Here is a 16,588-nt window from a genome sequence, read left to right as displayed (position 1 = left end):
AACGGTCTTTATGGAAACTTGAAACTTTCTCCAACAGCGGCCAAATCCCCCGCATGGAACTGCGTGTCGATGACTCCGGCGGCGACCGCCTCGATGCCTGGCTGGCGGCCCGGCTGCCGGACCTCTCGCGCTCGCGCATCCAGGCGCTGATCCGCGAACAGTTCATCGTGGTCAACGGCCAGCCCGCCAAGCCGCGCGATGCGGTGAAGCCCGGTGCCGTCATTTCCATCGCCATCCCGGAAGCCGTCCCGGACGTGGCCGCGCCGCAGGACATCCCGCTTTCGATTTTGTTTGAGGATGATGACCTTGTGGTTCTCGACAAGGAGGCCGGCATCGTCGTCCACCCCGCCGCCGGGAATCCGGATGGCACGCTGGTCAATGCCCTGCTGCACCATTGCAAAGGGCAGCTCTCCGGCATCGGCGGCGTCGAGCGGCCCGGCATCGTCCACCGGCTGGACAAGGACACCTCCGGCTGCCTGGTGGTGGCCAAAACCGACCACGCCCACCAATCGCTGACAAACCAGTTCTCCGGCCGCACCATGGAAAAGATCTATCTGGCCGTCACCCAGGGCATCCCGAAGCCGGAGAAGGACACCATCTTCACCCACATCGGCCGCCATCCGGTGAACCGCCAGAAGATGGCCGTGGTCAACCCGCCCGGCGGCAAGCCCGCCATCACGGACTACGAGATCCGTTACATCGATCCCTCGACGCTCACGGCACTGGTCAAGGTGCACCTCCATACCGGGCGCACGCATCAGATCCGCGTCCACATGCTGCACAAGGGCACCCCGCTGTTAGGCGATCCCATTTATGCGAAGCCCGCCAGACAGAGCGGCTACGCGGGACGGCTGATGCTTCATGCGTGGAAGCTGGAATTCGACCACCCGCGCACGAACAAGCGCCTCGCCTTCCAGGCTCCCATCCCCCCCGAGTTCACGCCGTGGGTGCAGGGTGTGGATTTGGATGGGGCCATGTAGGGGGAAGCTCCGCTTTCCCTCTTCTGGATCGGATGTCGCTCGTCCTTCGACTCCCGTATTGCCACTCCAGCCGCGCACGGATCGAAAGCAGAGCTTTCGACTACAATGCCCTTCCCCGGACGATCCTTGGAAAATGGCTGCCCTTTTTCAGCCCCGGAGGGGCGACGAACGGTAGCTGGTGGCGGAAGCCACCGGTGAAGCGCGTGGTACGCATTGAGCCCCGGAGGGGCGACGCAACCGGAGTCCGATACGCGCCGGATGTTCGTGGAGTTCACCGGCGTATGGATCTGGATCCGGTTGATGGGCTGTTAGAGCGCAGGCAGCGTCGTCCCTCCGGGACTTCGGTATCTTTCCAACCGTCCACCGGTGGCTCCCGCCACCGGCTATCCTACGTCGCCCCTCCGGGGCTCATAGGCGTCCCTCCAAAGGAGTTGAGCCTCTAGCCGAGGAGGGTCTTCAGGGGGCGGAGTCTCATGAGCCCTTCCGCTCCAACATCCACCTCCATGTCTTCAGCCCCGTAGGGGCGACGAAAGGTAGCCGGTGGCGGAAGCCACCGGTGAAGCGCGTGGTGCGCATTGAGCCCCGGAGGGGCGACGCAACCGGAGTCCGATACGCGACGGATGTTCGTGGAGTTCACCAGCGTATGGATCTGGATCCGGTTGATCCGCTGTTAGAGCGCAGGCAGCGTCGTCCCTCCGGGACTTCGGTATCTTTCCAACCGTCCACCGGTGGCTCCCGCCACCGGCTACCTTTCGTCGCCCCTCCGGGGCTCAAAGCCGTCCATGCAAAGGAGTTGATGCTTTGGCCCAGGCTTGTACGGGACGGAGCTTTGGTCCTGAAAACCAACCACCACCTCCCCGTCAAAAAACCCATGGCAATCCCCCCGCTCCCGTATCACGCTGGGGGCTCATGAAACCGCTCGATCCCGCCGAATGGCCGCGCCTTGTCCTGCCGGGCAGCCGCGTCTTTCTCGCGGGCGGCGCGTCCGTGCCCTTCGCCTTGGTCGGTTCCATGCTCGCCCGCGCCGACCAGCTCAAGGACATCGAGCTCGTCCACATCCACGGCCTCGGCGAAACCCCGTGGATCGAACCGCGCTACGAAAACGTCCTGCGCACCAATTCCTTCTTTCTCACCCCCGCCCTCCGCGAGGCGGTGGAACGCGGCCAGGCCGACTACACCCCCTGCGCGCTCTCCGAGGTCGCGTGGCTCTTCCAGAACGGCCAGATGCCGCTCGATGTCGCCCTCATCCAGGTCACGCCACCGGATGAAAACGGCATGTGCTCGCTCGGCGTGAGCGTGGATGTGGTGAAGGCCGCCGTGCGCTCCGCCCGCACCGTGATTGCCCAGATCAATCCGAAGATGCCCCGCACCGGCGGCGACACGCTCATCCCCATTTCCCGCATCGACCGCTTCCTGGAATCCTCCGCCCCTCTCCCGGAGGCCGTCCGCGAGACGCTCGATCCCCGCCACGAAAAACTCGGCCACTACGCCGCGCAGCTCATCGAGGACGGCTCCACCATCCAGGTCGGCCTCGGCAACAGCCCGGAGGCCGTCGCCCGCGCGCTGGTGAAGCACCAGCACCTCGGCATCCACTCCGGCATGTTCAATGACGCGCTTATGGAACTCGTCCGCTGCGGCGCCGCCGACCATTCGCGGAAAAACTACAAACCTGGTAAAATCATCGCCAGCCACGTCCTCGGCAGCCGCCGGCTCTACAAGTTCGTGGACGGAAACCCGGACGTGGAGCTCCATCCCAGCGACTGGGTGAACGACCCGCACCGCATCGCCCGCAACGACCACATGGTCGCCGTCAATGGCGCGCGGGAAATCGACCTCACCGGCCAGGTCGTGCGGGATTCCAGCGGCCACCGTTTCTACGGCGGCATCGGCGCGCTCCAGGACTTCATCCGCGGCGCGGGCCGCAGCAAGGGCGGACGACCGATCATCGTGCTCACCTCCACCTCCGACGATGACGGCCGCTCCCGCATCGTCACCGGTCTGGAGCCCGGCAGCGGCGTCTGCACCAGCCGCGGCGACGTCCACCACGTGGTCACGGAGTACGGCGTGGCTAGTATTTACGGATGCAGCATCCGCGAGCGCGTCGCCCGCCTCGTCGAGATCGCCCACCCGGACCACCGCGAGTCCCTGCTCGCCGGAGCCCAGCAGCGCGGCTGGCTGCCGAAGTACTACACCCGCCCGGCCACCTCCTCCGGAGTCGAGCGCGGCTGGATCCAGTTCCCCGCCGGACGCTTCTACTACCGCCCGCTCCACCCCAGCGACATGCGCGGGCTCCAGCGCTTCTTCTATTCCCACGATGAGGAAACCATCCGTCTGCGCTACGGCTACCACCGCGACCGCATGACCGGCGAATCCGCCTACAAGCTCGCCGCCGTCGATCAATCGCGCGACGTCGCGCTCGGCCTCTTCACCCGAGATGGCAGCCAGGAGGAACTCCGCGCCATCGGCCGCTATTACCTCGATGACGATGGCACCAGCGCCGAGGCCGCCTTCGTGGTCCATGAATCGACCCGCCGCAATGGCATGGCGGGCTTCCTGCTCGGCGAGCTCGCCGTCGTCGCAAAGCGCCGCGGCATCGAGACCCTGTGGGCGTCCGTGTTGCCGACCAACCACGCCATGGCCGGGCTTTTCCTCTCCGCCGGTGCGAAGGAAACCTCCCACCCCGGCGAGGAGGACCGCATCTTCCGCATGAAGGTCGAGCGCCTCGCCAAGGACCGGAAGGCCTATCTCGAACGCAAGCACATCCACCGCATCGACCGATGAGCGGCTCCGCTCCCATCGGCGTCCACTACGATGCCTGCTACGAACGCCACGACACCGGCTTCTGCCACCCGGAGTCCGCGGAGCGCTACCGCGTGCTGCGCTCCGCCTTGGAAGAACTGCCGGAGGACATCGTGCGCCTGCCGCGCCGCCGCGCCACCGTCTCGGAAATCCTGCTCGCCCACGAACACTACTACCACGACCTCGTTTACCGGGACACCGAGACCTTCGCCGATTGCCTGCGCACCGGGGACACCAACATCTGTGAGGAAAGCTACGAGGTCGCGCTCGAGGCCAGCGGCGCGGTGCTCGCCGCCGTGGATGCCGTGATGCGCGGCGAGGTCCGCCGCGCCTTCTGCGCCGTGCGCCCGCCCGGCCACCACGCCACCTCCGCCCGCGGCATGGGCTTCTGCATCTTCAACCACGTCGCCATCGCCGCCCGCTACCTCCAGTCTCACCACGGCCTGCGCCGCATCGCGATCGTGGATTGGGACGTGCATCATGGCAATGGCACCGAAGCGATCTTTCTGGAAGACCCGGACGTGTTCTACGTCTCGCTGCACGAGCAGGGCATCTATCCCTATACCGGCCCCGCCACCGAACACGGGCAGGGAGCGGGGAAGGGGACCACGCTGAATCTGCCGCTGCCGTCTGCTTCCAATGGCGAAACCGCTCTGGCTGCCTGGGACGAGTTCGCGGCTCCTGCATTGGATGCATTCCAGCCGGAATTCCTGCTCGTCTCCGCGGGCTTCGACGCGCTCGCCTCCGATCCCATCGGCGGCCTGCGCTGGGACACCGCCACCTTCACCGCTCTAACGGAACGCTGCGTCGCCCTCGCGGAAAAATGGTGCGGCGGCCGCATGGTATCCTCGCTGGAGGGTGGCTATGATCCGCCCGCCCTCGCCGCTGCGGCGCTCGCCCACGTGAGGGCGCTGAAGTAGCACAAGCAGTTCCTCCTGCCGCATCACCCTGTGAAGCACGCGGGGTTGACCTTCGTTCAACTTAGCGCGACTGCAATTTTTGCAACGCCTCCATCTGGCGGTTGGTTTCGTAGAGCATCATGCCGTAGTCGGTTTTCCACTCTTCGTGGGCGCGTCCGATGATGTCCTTGATTGCCTTGTTGGAGGTTTTATTGAGATCCACCAGCTCGTTGTAGGCTTCCGCCTGTCGGTTGATTTCATACTCCACCATTGCATAATCATCCTTCCACTTGGCCATGGCCGCCGCCTTTGCCTGGTTCGCCGCTGTGGTTGGGTTCTCGGGGACCCACCACTTGATGGGAACGCGGGCAGGGGCAGGCTGAGGAACTGGAGCGGGATTGCGCTCTGGCTCAGGGCTGTCGGATGGAGAAGAATAACTTTGGGATGGGCTCGTCCCGGATGAAGACAAACGATTCTGTGAACTCGAAAGCCTGTCCGATTCCCTGAGCGAACGAGTCAAATTGGTGGCGCTCACAAGCAATTTTTCATAATCGGCGCTCTTCTTGCTCAGGCGCTCTGTTAGCTCGGTGTTCTGATCCTCCAAGTCAGCAATCCGATTTTTCAAACGCTGTATTTCCTGGGCATCTTGTCTCGGGGTTTCCCTGGGAGCCCGGGATGATTGCTGCAAGGGCTTGACCTCTTCTTCTTCTTTCTTGCAGGAACCGAGGAACAACGCCGCCAACGCGGCCCACAAGACTGGTGTTTTCATGGCTGGGGAGAAGTACGGCAAGGTAGTTGTGCGCGTTCAAAAGAACACTATTGACCAACCAGGTCAATACATCTTTGTGATCCCTCAACCACCTCACCGTTCCATGCTATCTCCCCCACCTGTGAACGAATGCGCGGCCGGGCCGTCAGGCGCTTGCTATCCATCGCGGACGGCAGGCCCTTCCCCGCACCCGTTCGCAGGCGGGAATGAGAATCACTTCACCACCGTCGCACCGCCGCGTTCGCTCCAGCGGTAGATCGCATCGCCGCCGCGCTCCGTGCGGTTCTGGCTCATGAACCAGCCCAGCGAATCGTTCCAGAACAGGTCGTAATACACCACCCGCCGCACCCAGGCTCCGCCCTCCAGCACCGGATGGATGGCGGCCACCCGGCGGACGTAGGCGGCCTCGAAGCCATCCTTGCTGGAACTGCCGTCCACGATGTAGCCGATCTCGATCTGGGCCGGCTGGAGATTGCCACGCAGGCCGATCAGACGGGCGGCGACCTTCGGGTCCAGTTCGTTGGAGGGTGGTCCGGCCCAGGCCGCCGCCGCCACCAGACCGAAGATCACGACGATGAAGCAAAGGATTCTGGCCATACGGATGGAACTCCGTCGGCCCGCTTCTTATTCAAACAATTTTGTCGCGAAGTTGTATCAATGTTGGACGCTGGGGCCGGGCTGGTTTCCAACAGCCTTTTGTCCGTTCATCGCATCCCGTTTCCTTTTCCATGAAGCCGCGCCTTCCCGATGTCTCGCCGCTCCGGCACCACTGGCCGCTCACGCCGGGCATGGTGTTCCTGAACCACGGTTCCTACGGCGCCTGCCCATCGCCCGTGATCGAAAAACAGATCCAACTGCGCTGGGACCTGGATGCAGCCCCGGTCCAGTTCCTCCACCGCCGCCACACCCCCATGCTGGATGCCGCGCGCAACGAGGTGGCCTCCTTCCTCGGCGCTGACCCGGCCAATCTCGTCTTCGTCACCAACACCACCACCGGCGTGAATGCGGTGATGCGCTCGCTGGAGTTTTCCCCCGGTGATGAAATCCTCATCACCAGCCACGGCTACAACGCCTGCAACAACGTGGTGCGGGAGGTGGCCCGCCGCACCGGTGCGGTGATCGTGGAGGCGGGGATTCCATTTCCCATCGGGAGTCCGGAGCTGGTCACGGAGGCCATCCTTTCCGCCGTCACACCGCGCACGAAGCTCGCCTTGATCGACCATGTCACCAGCAAGACCGGGCTGGTGCTGCCGCTGGAGGAAATCCTGCGTGGTCTGGAGGAACGCGGCGTCGAGACATTGGTCGATGGCGCGCACGCCCCCGGCATGCTGCCGCTGGACCTCGAATCACTACGTCCCTCGTACTACACCGCGAACCTCCACAAGTGGGTCTGCGCGCCGAAGGGGGCCGCCATCCTATGGGTGCGCCCGGACCGGCAGGAGACGTTGCAACCCGCCGTCATCAGTCATGGCAACAACACCCCGCGCCCCGGTCATTCGGCGTTCCAGGATCGCTTCGATTGGGATGGAACGCATGACACCACCGCGGCGCTGTGCGCGCCGGAGGTCATCCGCTGGTTGGAGGGACTCGCCCCCGGCGGTTGGCCGGAGATCCGCGAGCGCAACCACCGGATGGTGATCGAGGGGCGCAATCTCCTTTGCGACCGCCTCGGCCTCATCGCGCCATGTCCGGATTCCATGATCGGTTCGATGTCCACGCTGCCGATGCCCGCCGGTCTGGAGACTCCGCACGAAGGGCCGGATCGCGATCCGGTGTATGTGCGGCTGTTCGATGAATTCGGGATCGAGCTGCAGGTGTTCCCGTTCGAGGGCAGGCGCTGGTTCCGGATCTCGTCGCATCTTCATAACACACCGGATGAATACCGTTACCTGGCTGATGTGCTGGAGCGGATGGCGGCGGGAAGGTAGCGCAGGGTGTTTGCGGGGCTTTTGAAACCGTGGCTGACGCGTCCCGCCGCAGCCACGATTTGTGAAATGCAGGCAATCGGCCGTCCTCTCGCTACGCTCCGGGCTGGGATTCCCTGAAAGGCTGGTTAGGCTCGCTGGGTATTGGATTCCAGAATTTGCATGCATTTCGTTCGTCGTAGCTTCAAGCCCTTGATTGTGAAACCCATCCGCCTCATCCAAATCACCCCAGGCCTGCTCGTGGCCGCCACCGTCACCGCGGCTCCGGAGAGCCAGCCGCTGGCGGATGGGCTGACACGCACGCTGGTGGCGCGCGAGCCGCTTTTGAAAAACCCGGTGGTGGTCAGCGTGGACGTGGATGGAGCCGTCTATGTGGCGGAGACGGCGCGGCGTCTGGCGGCGGATCTGGACATCCGTGAGTTCAAGCAGTGGATTCCGCAGACGCTGGCACTGACTTCGGTGGAGGACCGGCTGGCGCTTTACCGGAGGGAACTGGTGCTCGGCAAGACCTGGCCGAAGACCTCGCTGAAGGATCGCAACGGCGATGGCGTGGTGGACATCAAGGATCTCACCGTGATCTCGGAAAAGATCCATCGCCTCACCGATACGGATGGGGATGGGGTGATGGACAAGTCGGCGGTGTTCGCGGAGGGCTTCAATACCGAAGTCACCGGCATCGCCGCGGGGGTGATGGCATGGCGCGGCGATGTGTATGCCTCGATCATCCCGGACCTGTGGAAGCTGCGGGATACCACGGGCAAAGGCGTGGCGGACAAGCGAGAGAAGCTGCTCGCCGGCTTCGGCGTTCATGTCGCGTATGCGGGGCATGACATGCACGGGTTGGTGCTTGGACCGGATGGGAAGATCTATTGGACCATCGGCGACAAGGGCGTGAATGTGGTGTCGAAGGATGGGAAGCGCTGGTCCGCGCCCCATGAGGGCTCGGTGCTGCGCTGCAATCCGGATGGCACCGGCTTTGAGATTTTCGCGCGCGGCCTCCGCAATGTGCAGCAGATCGCCTTTGACGACTACGGCAACATCTTCGGCGTGGACAATGACTCGGACGCGAAGGGTGAGAAGGAACGCTTCGTTTACATCGCGGAGGATTCGGACACCGGCTGGCGTTGCTACTACCAGTATCGTGGATCGGACTACAATCCGTGGATGGCGGAGTCGATCTCCGTGCCAGCGGGCAAGGACCAGCCCGCCTACATCATCCCGCCGCTGTGCAGCTACATGGATGGTCCGTCCGGCTTCGCGCGCGATCCGGGCACGGCGTTGAACGAGCGCCATCGCGGCGCGTTCTTCATGACCGGCTTTCCGGCGGGGCTGCTGTATGCCTTCAAGACGGAGCCGCAGGGCGCGGGCTTCCGGATGACGGACAGCCACGTGGTGGACAAAGGACCGGCGTATGTCGGCTGCAATTTCGGTCCGGACGGTGCGCTCTATCTCGCCGACTGGGCGGGCGGCTATCCGCTGAAGGAAAAAGGCGCGGTGTGGAAGATCGATGACCCGAAGGCCAAGGACAGCCCGATCCGCCGCGAGGTGGCGGGGTTGCTCAAGGCCGGACCGGGGAAGGTTTCCGATGCGGAACTGGTGAAGCGCCTGAAGCATCCCGACCAGCGTGTCCGCAGCGACGCGCACCTGGAACTGGCGAAGCGTCCGACCGGTGTGGCGATGCTCCAGAAGGCCGCGTCCGCTTGGAAAGAGGAGCCGCTGGCCTGCACCCATGCGCTGTGGGGGCTGACGCAGGCGAAGCTGTTTTCACAGCCGCTGCTCACCGAACTGCTGGCGGCGAAGGCGGAGCACACCCGCGAACAGGCGGCGAAGTGGGCGGGGGAGACCGCAGGCCGGCCGGTGCCGGAACTGGTGCCGCTGCTCAAGGATTCCTCGGCGATGGTCCGCTACCGGGCAGCGGTGGCGATCGGGAAGCTCGGCATGACCGGGGCTGCGGATGCGGTCATCGCGATGCTGGCGGAGAATGCGAACCGCGACCACTACCTGCGCCATGCGGGAGTGCTGGCGCTGGCAGGCATGAAGCCGGAAGCCGTCGCCAAGGCGGCGCAGCATTCCTCGCCTGCGGTCCGGCTTGCCGCGGCGGTGGTGTACCGGCGTCTTGGTTCACAGGAGGTCGCCGCCCTGCTGGCGGACAAGGACCCGGCTGTGGCGGGGGAAGCCGCGCATGCGATCTACGATGATGCTAGTATCAAGGCGGCATTGCCCGCCTTGGCGGAACTTTTGGAAAAGAACCCGAAGGCACCGGCTCCGGCGATCCGCCGTGCCATCGCCACCAACCGGGTGATGGCGGATGAAGCTTCCGCCGTTCGTCTTGTGAAGCTGGCGGCGGATGCCGCGCAACCTGTGGAACTGCGGATCGCGGCCCTCTCGGCGCTGGGTTCATGGGGCGTGAAGCTGGAACTCGATCCGGTGGATGGCCGCTGGCATCCCGGTCCGGCGGCGGATGCGGCGGTGGCGCGGAAGGCGTTTTCCGCCGTGGCTGCCAAGCTGGAGCACGATACGAATGCCGATCTGGCGAAGGCGGCTGCTGCGGCGTCGAAGGCGCTGGGCGTGGTTTCCGATCCTGCCCGGCTCGCGGGCGATGCGGCGGATGCGAAGCTGTCCGCGGACATCCGCTTGCAGGCACTGGCGGGCTTGAAGACGGGGAATCCGGCGGAGTTCGCGCGGTTGGCCGCCTCTTTCCTGGCGGAGAAGGATGCGGGCCTGCGGATCGGTGCGGCGGATCTCATGGAGAGCGGACCCGCCGTGACGGCATACGCGCTGGCTGCGGTTCGTGATTCCAAGTCATTGCCGGAACGCCAGCATGCGATCGCGCTGCTGGGCAGGTCCACCGATCCGAAGGCCGCTGAAACCCTGGCCGCGATGCTTGCGAAGGCGGAAGACGCGCCGGAACTGCAACTGGACCTGCTGGACGCCGCCACGGCTCCCGGACCGAAGGGCGCGGCGGATGAACTGCGGGCCCGTCTTGCGAAGAAAGGGGAGATCGGCGCGTTCCTGCCATCACTCGCCGGTGGTGATGCCGCGCGTGGCAAGGACATCTACGAGGCGCATCTCGCCGCCCAATGCACGGCCTGCCATCGCGTCGGCAAGGAAGGCAGCAATGTCGGCCCGCCGCTGACCGAGGTCGGCAAGAAAGGCCGCGATTATATTCTCGAGTCGCTCGTCCTGCCACAGGCGAAGATCGCACCCGGCTATGGGGCGATGACCGTGACGAAGAAGGACGGCACCGTGCTCGCGGGCGCGCCGAAGTCCGAGTCCGCGCAGGCGGTGGTGATGCTGATGCCGGAGGGCAAGGAGCTTTCGATTCCCGCCGCGGACATCGCCAGCAAGACCGATGCGATCAGCCCGATGCCGCCGATGGGTGCGATCCTGAAGCCCGGCGAGCTCCGGGATCTGGTCGAGTATCTCTCCTCTCTGAAATAACCCTCACCTCTATTGCAAGCCATGAAGAATACCATCCGTTGCTCCGCCTTGTTGTTGGCGTGCGTCTCCTGCGCGTCCGCCGATCCGCTCCTCACCAAGGACTCGCTCGATCACTTCGAGATCAAAGGGCCGCAGGCCTGCTGGTCCGTGAAGGACGGTGTCATCACCGGCCAGAACGTGCCGGAAAAGAAAGGCTCCAACCTGTGGACGAAGACCGCCTACAAGGACTTCACGCTGACAGGCGAGGTCCGCTACAAGAACCCGATCGACTCCGGCGTGTTCATCCGCCAGGAGGGCGACCAGATCCAGATGGGAATCTCCGGCTCGCTGAAGCGGGACATGACCTGCTCCCCGTACATCGCGAAGACCGGCAAGTATCCGGTGGAGGCGGACGTGAAGGACGTTTTCAAGGACGGCGAGTGGAACAAGTTCGTCATCACCGCGAAGGGCAGCCACTACGTTGTGACGCTGAATGGCAAGCAGGTGCTGGATTACACCTCGCAGACGTCCATTGCGGAAGGTCCGATCGGTTTCCAAGTTCATCCGAACGTGGAAATGAAGGTTGAATTCCGCAATCTCGATGTGAAGGTGGAAACCGCCCCGAAATGAAATACGCCATCTGCAACGAGACGTTCTGGAACGGCGACTTCACGGCCACCTGCGAGGCGGCCGCGCGCCACGGCTACACCGGCCTGGAGATCGCGCCGTTCACCTTGGACAACGTGGCGGAAATGACGCTGGCGGATGCCGCGAAACTCGGGAAGCACGTGCGTGACCACGGGCTGGTGCCGGTGGGCTTCCACTGGCTGCTGGCGAAGACGACCGGCTTTCATCTCACCGACCCCGATCCGGAGATCGCGGCACGCACGTTCCGTCATGCACGGCATCTTGCCGAGCTGTGCGGCGCGATGGGTGGCGGCATCATGGTGTGGGGCAGCCCGCTCCAGCGGTCGCTCGCCCCGGAGTGGGATCGCGCGGCGGCGGAGGAACGGTTCGTGTCGTTCTTCCAGAAGCTCTCGCCGCATCTCGCGGACGCGGGCGTGACGATCGCCTTCGAGTTCCTCGGGCCGCAGGAGACGAACTTCATCAACACCGCGGCGGAGACCATTGCGTTTTTGGAGCGGATCGGATCACCGAACGTGAAGCTGCATCTCGATGTGAAAGCGATGTCGAGCGACAGCAAGCCGATCCCGCGGATCGTGACGGACTCGCTGCCGTGGACGGTGCATTTCCATGCGAACGATCCGAACCTGCTGGGACCGGGAATGGGAGAGGTGGATTTCCCGCCGATCGCCCGCGCCCTGCAGGACGGTGGCTATGATGGATGGGTCTCGGTGGAGGTTTTCGACCTTTCGATGGGACCGGATGAAATCGCCGCCCAGAGCCTCCGCAACATGCAGCAGGCCTTCGCGCCGGTGGAGGTGTAGTTCTTTTTGCGGCCGCACCCGGCGTGGGCGGGGTGCGGTCGTAGCGCGAAGCTTGGCTTCGCGTGTGGGGAGGGCCGGATGGGATGCACGGCAGCCCCTTTTTCGAAAAGCTCCGCCAGCAGCACGCCAAGCCCAGCTTGGCGCTACTTGCGATGGCTATTGCGGGTTCTCCGGCGGATCGGCTGCTGGGGTACCTTCGTTCCTCGTTTCAATCGGTTGCCCGATGCTTTCCCGTGTGATGAAGTCATCGTGCGGGAGGCTTTCGGAAACAGCTTGAGGAAGACCGTTCTCCTCTGTGGAGGTTCCGGAGACTTTCCATCCCTGCGCGCGGATGAGGGTGAGCAGGGCTTCCTGTTGGGAGTCGAGGAACTTGCCTTGGAAGACGACGTTCGCGGTGCGGCCGTTGCCGCGCGGTTCCGGATAGTCGATGCGCGGGCCGAATGTGCCGGGGGAAACCGAGACGGTGAAGGTCTTCTGCTCCTGTGCGCAACCGCCAGCCAGCAGGGTTGCGGATAGTGCGATCCAGCGGAGAAGGCGGTTCATCAAGTGAATCCACTAACCGGTCCGCAGCCATCCGGCAAGGCGGAGCCGCGAAGCGGTGGAGCTGCGATGGGAGGGAAAGCTCCTCTGAGCTTCTTTGAACTCCTTTGAGCCCCGGAGGGGCGACGTACGGTAGCCGGTGGCGCCAGCCACCGGTCGGGCATGGGGAATGGATTGAGCCCCGTTAGGGGCGACGCAAGCGGAGTCCGGGAGAGAATGGATTTTCACCGGGTTCATCGGCGGACGGCCTGTTCCGGTGGATGCGACGTGAGAGCGGAGGCTGCGTCGTCCCTCCGGGACTTCGATATTCTCTCCAACCGTCCACCGGTGGCTTCCGCCACCGGCTACCGTACGTCGCCCCTCCGGGGCTTGGAGGTCATTCCGCCATCGTGGATCGATCTATCCGTGTGGCTGCGTTTCGCGTCCCCCCGGGGCTTGGAGGGGGACCTCAGCCTTCCTTGAACAACAGAGGTGCGAGAGTGGCGAGATTCCGGCGCCACACGCCCCAGCGATGGGCACCTTCGGTTTCGGTCCAGGAGTGCTTGACCTGCTTTTTTTCCAGCCAGGCATGGAGCGAGCGGTTCGCACCGATCAGTCCGTCATCCTTGCCGCAGGAGATCCACAAGAGCTTGAAGGGCGTCTTCCCGGCCTCCGGATAGGCGGCATCGAGATCGGCGGGGATGCCGCCGCTGCTGAAGGCACCCACCCAGCCGAAGGTGTCCGGGTGCAGCAGCCCGGCTTGCAACGATTCCGCGCCGCCCATGGACAGTCCGGCCACGGCACGGCCGTCGCGGTCCTTGCGGATCTTGTATTGCGATTCCGCGAGCGGGAGGACTTCCCCGATGAGGGTTTTGTCAAAGGCGGTGAGGTTCTTCTGCCAGGCACCGTCCTTGTTGCGGCCTTCCCAGCCATTCGCGACCACGGCCATGTCGCCATAGCCCAGCGGCATGACGACGACCATCGGTGTGACTTTGCCATCGGCGATGAGGTTGTCGAAGATCACCGGCATGCGGCCGATGGTGGACCAGGCATTGGCCTGATCGCTGAAGCCGTGGAGGAGATAGAGCACCGGCAGGGTTTTGTCCGCCTTCGCATCATAGCCGGGCGGGGTGTAAACGAGGAGATCACGGTCGTGGGAGGCGATGTTCGAGCGGTAGGCGTGGCGGTGGATTTCGCCATGCGGCACCTCGCGCTTTTCCCACGGTGCATCCTTGCCGCCGGGTACGCTGAGGAGGCTTTCGCTGGAGAAGACGCCTTCCTTGCGCTCCGGGTTTTCCGGATCGGTCACATGCTTCTCATCGAGTGTGAAGGAGTAGCTGTAGAGGTCCGGTTCAAGCGGTTCGCTGGTGAAGGTCCAGACATTGTCGGCTTCCTTGGTGAGAGGTTTGCTGCCGAAGGCCTCGCACTGGACGCTGGCGCTCTTCGCCTCCGCATCCCGGATGCGGAAGGTGACGGAACGGTCCGGATGCACCACGGGGGAAAAGGGTTCCGCGGCCAGCGCGGGCAGGGAGACGGCAATCATGACGGCAGCGAGGGTACGCATGACAAGAATGCTAACACTTCAGGGGACTCTGGCCAGCAGTTGGGTGAAAAATTCTCCATCCTGAAAGATCCGCGCCGCCTGCCGCGTGCGGTAAGATAAAGCGGAGTTGAAATCCGCGGATGACAAACAATAATGCCAGACAGGGTGGTGGACGCCGCCACACGCCGCCATGAGACCGCCGATCCCCGCCAACAACGAGGCCCGCCTGGAGGCTCTCGCCAGCTATGGCATCCTGGATACTCCGGTGGAGGCGGACTTTGACGAATTCACCGCGCTGGCCGCACGCATCTGCAGCACGCCGATTTCCATCATCACCTTCATCGACCGCGAACGGCAGTGGTTCAAGTCCGAGGTGGGCCAGAAGGAGGGCGAGACACCGCTGGAAACCTCGTTCTGCGCGCATGCGATCCTGGAGGACGATTTTTGCCTGGTGCCGGATGCGCGGAAGGACCCGCGCTTTCAGGACAATCCGCTGGTGACCTGTGAGGGAGGCCTGCGGTTCTATGCCGGGGCGATTCTGCGCGATCCGGAGGGCTTTGCGCTGGGAACGCTGTGCGTGGCGGACATCCAGCCGCGGATGATGGCGGAGTTCCAGCTTCAGGCGCTGCGGCTGATGGCGAAGAACATCGTGCAGATGCTGGAGATCCGCCGCCAGGCGGAGCGTTTCCGCATGCTCGGCCGCCAGCTCAATGCGGAGCTGGAGCTGCGCAAGGAAATCCTCGGCATGGTGTCCCACGATCTGCGCGCGCCGCTGGCTGCGATCCAACTGGTCAACAACGTGGCCAACCGCGAGGTGGAGAAAGGCATCACGCCACCGAAGGAGATGCTGGCGGATCTGTCCGAGGTGCTGAAAGCCACCGTGGGCGACATGAACCGGCTGATCAGCGACCTTTCCGATTACTCGATGGGCGAGCAGGGCCGCCTGTCGATGAGCTTCTGCAACTGCCGCCCGGGCGAGGTGGTGGAGGGTGTCCATCGCCGCTACAAGCTGGCGTCCGAGGATGCCGGCATCACGCTGGAACTGATGGACCACACGGCGGGGGCGAACGGCTTGAAGGCCGATCCACAGAGGCTGTCCCAGGCGATCGGCAATCTGGTGGGCAACGCGCTGAAATACACCTCGCGCGGCGGCCGCATCTTGCTCGCCGTGGAGCTGCATGTGAATGCGGTGGAGTTTTACGTGCGTGACACCGGCTGCGGCATCGCGCCGGATCACCTGGGCCGCATCTTTGATCCATACTGGACCACAGGCGAGTACGCGGGCAGCCGCGGACTGGGGCTGGAAATCACCCGCGGCATCGTGGCTGCTCACAAGGGCACGCTGTCCGTGGAAAGCAAACCCGGCGAAGGCTCGCTCTTTACGATCTATCTTCCGCTTGCTAGGGATACGACCGCATGAACATCGCGATCGGCTCCGATCACGCCGGCTTTCACTACAAGCAGGCCATCATCGACCACCTCCGCGCCGCCGGGCACGAGGTGGCGGACTTCGGCACGCACTCGGAAGTGTCCGTGGATTATCCGCTCTTCATCCGTCCGGTGGCGGAGGCCGTGGCGGCGGGGAAATTCGAACGCGGCATCGTCCTCGGCGGTTCCGGGAATGGCGAGGCGATGGCCGCGAACCGCGTGCGCGGCGTGCGCTGCGGGCTGTGCTGGAACGTGGAATCCGCACGGCTGACCCGCCTCCACAATGACGCGAACGTGCTCTCGCTGGGCGAGCGGATGATGGATCTGGAAACCGCGCTGGCGATCGTAGACGTGTTTCTCAGCACCGCCTTCGAAGGCGGTCGCCATGTCGCGCGCATCCGCGAGCTGGATGCGTGACGTCGGGATGGCGCGAAACCGGTTGATTTCCAGCGGACCGGGGCGAATCTGTTGGACTCCGGGTAGTCCCCGTCCCGTCCCATGAAAAAGCCCTTGTCCACCCTCCTGCGCATCGCGGCCCTCGTGCTGGCCGCCCATGCGATGTCCTCCTGCATCCTCGTCAAGCCCGAGCCGGACCTGTCCGTGGACGGAATGCTGGCGGGGAGGTGATGTCCTCCGCCTGCCGGTAGGCTGTTAGGTTGGATCGATGTTCCCCGGGGCTTGGGTTCCGCAGGGTTTGCACATGATCGTGGCCTGGATCTCCATGGATCCAGGATGGGGGAATGATGGGAAGACAACCGGCATGCCGGTCGAGGTTTCAGTTTCCGGGTTTCCGGCACTCGCCCAAGTGGCCGGATGGTCACCAATACCGGCTCCGCGTGGGGCCGTTTCTCCTCCCGG

The 16,588-nt window shown here is 64.2% G+C and carries 14 protein-coding genes; 10 read left to right on the top strand and 4 right to left on the bottom strand.

Annotated features, from left to right (window positions below; genetic code table 11):
- Positions 1-53 precede the first annotated feature (53 nt).
- The 3 genes from KBB96_RS08965 (at position 54) to KBB96_RS08955 (ending at position 4,699) form a co-directional block, all read left to right on the top strand.
- The gene (locus tag KBB96_RS08965; RefSeq protein ID WP_211634352.1) at positions 54-980 is read left to right on the top strand and encodes an RluA family pseudouridine synthase; all 927 of its coding nucleotides are present in this window, start codon (positions 54-56) and stop codon (positions 978-980) included.
- A gap of 909 nt (positions 981-1,889) precedes the next feature.
- Complete coding sequence (locus KBB96_RS08960; RefSeq protein WP_211634351.1) at positions 1,890-3,761, top strand: GNAT family N-acetyltransferase; 1,872 nt, start codon at positions 1,890-1,892, stop codon at positions 3,759-3,761.
- Positions 3,758-4,699 carry a histone deacetylase family protein gene (locus KBB96_RS08955; protein WP_211634350.1) on the top strand — a complete coding sequence of 314 codons (942 nt, stop codon included), beginning with the start codon at positions 3,758-3,760 and terminating at the stop codon, positions 4,697-4,699. Before KBB96_RS08960 ends, KBB96_RS08955 begins: the two co-directional genes overlap by 4 nt.
- A gap of 61 nt (positions 4,700-4,760) precedes the next feature.
- Here KBB96_RS08955 and KBB96_RS08950 read toward each other — a convergent pair whose 3' ends face one another.
- Complete coding sequence (locus KBB96_RS08950) at positions 4,761-5,447, bottom strand: hypothetical protein (RefSeq protein WP_211634349.1); 687 nt, start codon at positions 5,445-5,447, stop codon at positions 4,761-4,763.
- Between the two features lie 213 nt (positions 5,448-5,660).
- Positions 5,661-6,044, bottom strand: coding sequence for a hypothetical protein (locus KBB96_RS08945; protein ID WP_211634348.1), 384 nt, complete (start codon positions 6,042-6,044; stop codon positions 5,661-5,663).
- Between the two features lie 131 nt (positions 6,045-6,175).
- On the opposite strand from KBB96_RS08945, the gene KBB96_RS08940 reads away from it, so the two are divergent.
- The 4 genes from KBB96_RS08940 (at position 6,176) to KBB96_RS08925 (ending at position 12,240) form a co-directional block, all read left to right on the top strand.
- A complete protein-coding gene (locus KBB96_RS08940) occupies positions 6,176-7,375 on the top strand; it encodes an aminotransferase class V-fold PLP-dependent enzyme (protein WP_211634347.1) in 1,200 nt (399 codons plus the stop codon).
- A gap of 195 nt (positions 7,376-7,570) precedes the next feature.
- Positions 7,571-10,813, top strand: coding sequence for a DUF7133 domain-containing protein (locus tag KBB96_RS08935; protein ID WP_211634346.1), 3,243 nt, complete (start codon positions 7,571-7,573; stop codon positions 10,811-10,813).
- Positions 10,814-10,834: 21 nt separating this feature from the next.
- On the top strand, positions 10,835-11,422 hold the full coding sequence (locus KBB96_RS08930) for a 3-keto-disaccharide hydrolase (protein WP_211634345.1): 588 nt from the start codon (positions 10,835-10,837) through the stop codon (positions 11,420-11,422).
- Positions 11,419-12,240, top strand: coding sequence for a sugar phosphate isomerase/epimerase family protein (locus KBB96_RS08925; protein ID WP_211634344.1), 822 nt, complete (start codon positions 11,419-11,421; stop codon positions 12,238-12,240). The genes KBB96_RS08930 and KBB96_RS08925 overlap by 4 nt, the downstream gene beginning before the upstream one ends.
- 156 nt (positions 12,241-12,396) lie before the next feature.
- Here KBB96_RS08925 and KBB96_RS08920 read toward each other — a convergent pair whose 3' ends face one another.
- Positions 12,397-12,783 (bottom strand): hypothetical protein, encoded by a 387-nt coding sequence (locus tag KBB96_RS08920; protein WP_211634343.1) that lies wholly within the window; start codon positions 12,781-12,783, stop codon positions 12,397-12,399.
- 445 nt (positions 12,784-13,228) lie between these two features.
- Positions 13,229-14,323: an esterase gene (locus KBB96_RS08915; RefSeq protein ID WP_211634342.1), complete on the bottom strand. Its 1,095-nt coding sequence runs from the start codon at positions 14,321-14,323 to the stop codon at positions 13,229-13,231.
- 169 nt (positions 14,324-14,492) lie between these two features.
- Here KBB96_RS08915 and KBB96_RS08910 point away from each other — a divergent pair, with 169 nt between their 5' ends.
- From KBB96_RS08910 to KBB96_RS21175, 3 genes are all read left to right on the top strand, one after another.
- Positions 14,493-15,722 carry a GAF domain-containing sensor histidine kinase gene (locus tag KBB96_RS08910; RefSeq protein WP_211634341.1) on the top strand — a complete coding sequence of 410 codons (1,230 nt, stop codon included), beginning with the start codon at positions 14,493-14,495 and terminating at the stop codon, positions 15,720-15,722.
- Positions 15,719-16,147 (top strand): ribose 5-phosphate isomerase B, encoded by a 429-nt coding sequence (gene rpiB, locus KBB96_RS08905; protein WP_211634340.1) that lies wholly within the window; start codon positions 15,719-15,721, stop codon positions 16,145-16,147. Before KBB96_RS08910 ends, rpiB begins: the two co-directional genes overlap by 4 nt.
- Before the next feature lie 81 nt (positions 16,148-16,228).
- On the top strand, positions 16,229-16,357 hold the full coding sequence (locus KBB96_RS21175; RefSeq protein ID WP_264176993.1) for a hypothetical protein: 129 nt from the start codon (positions 16,229-16,231) through the stop codon (positions 16,355-16,357).
- Positions 16,358-16,588 lie beyond the last annotated feature (231 nt).

The organism is Luteolibacter ambystomatis (genome assembly GCF_018137965.1).
Classification (GTDB): Bacteria; Verrucomicrobiota; Verrucomicrobiia; order Verrucomicrobiales; family Akkermansiaceae; genus Luteolibacter; species Luteolibacter ambystomatis.
The sequence above is the reverse complement of the archived record's forward strand: the minus strand, read 5'-3'. Positions and strand labels throughout refer to the sequence as shown.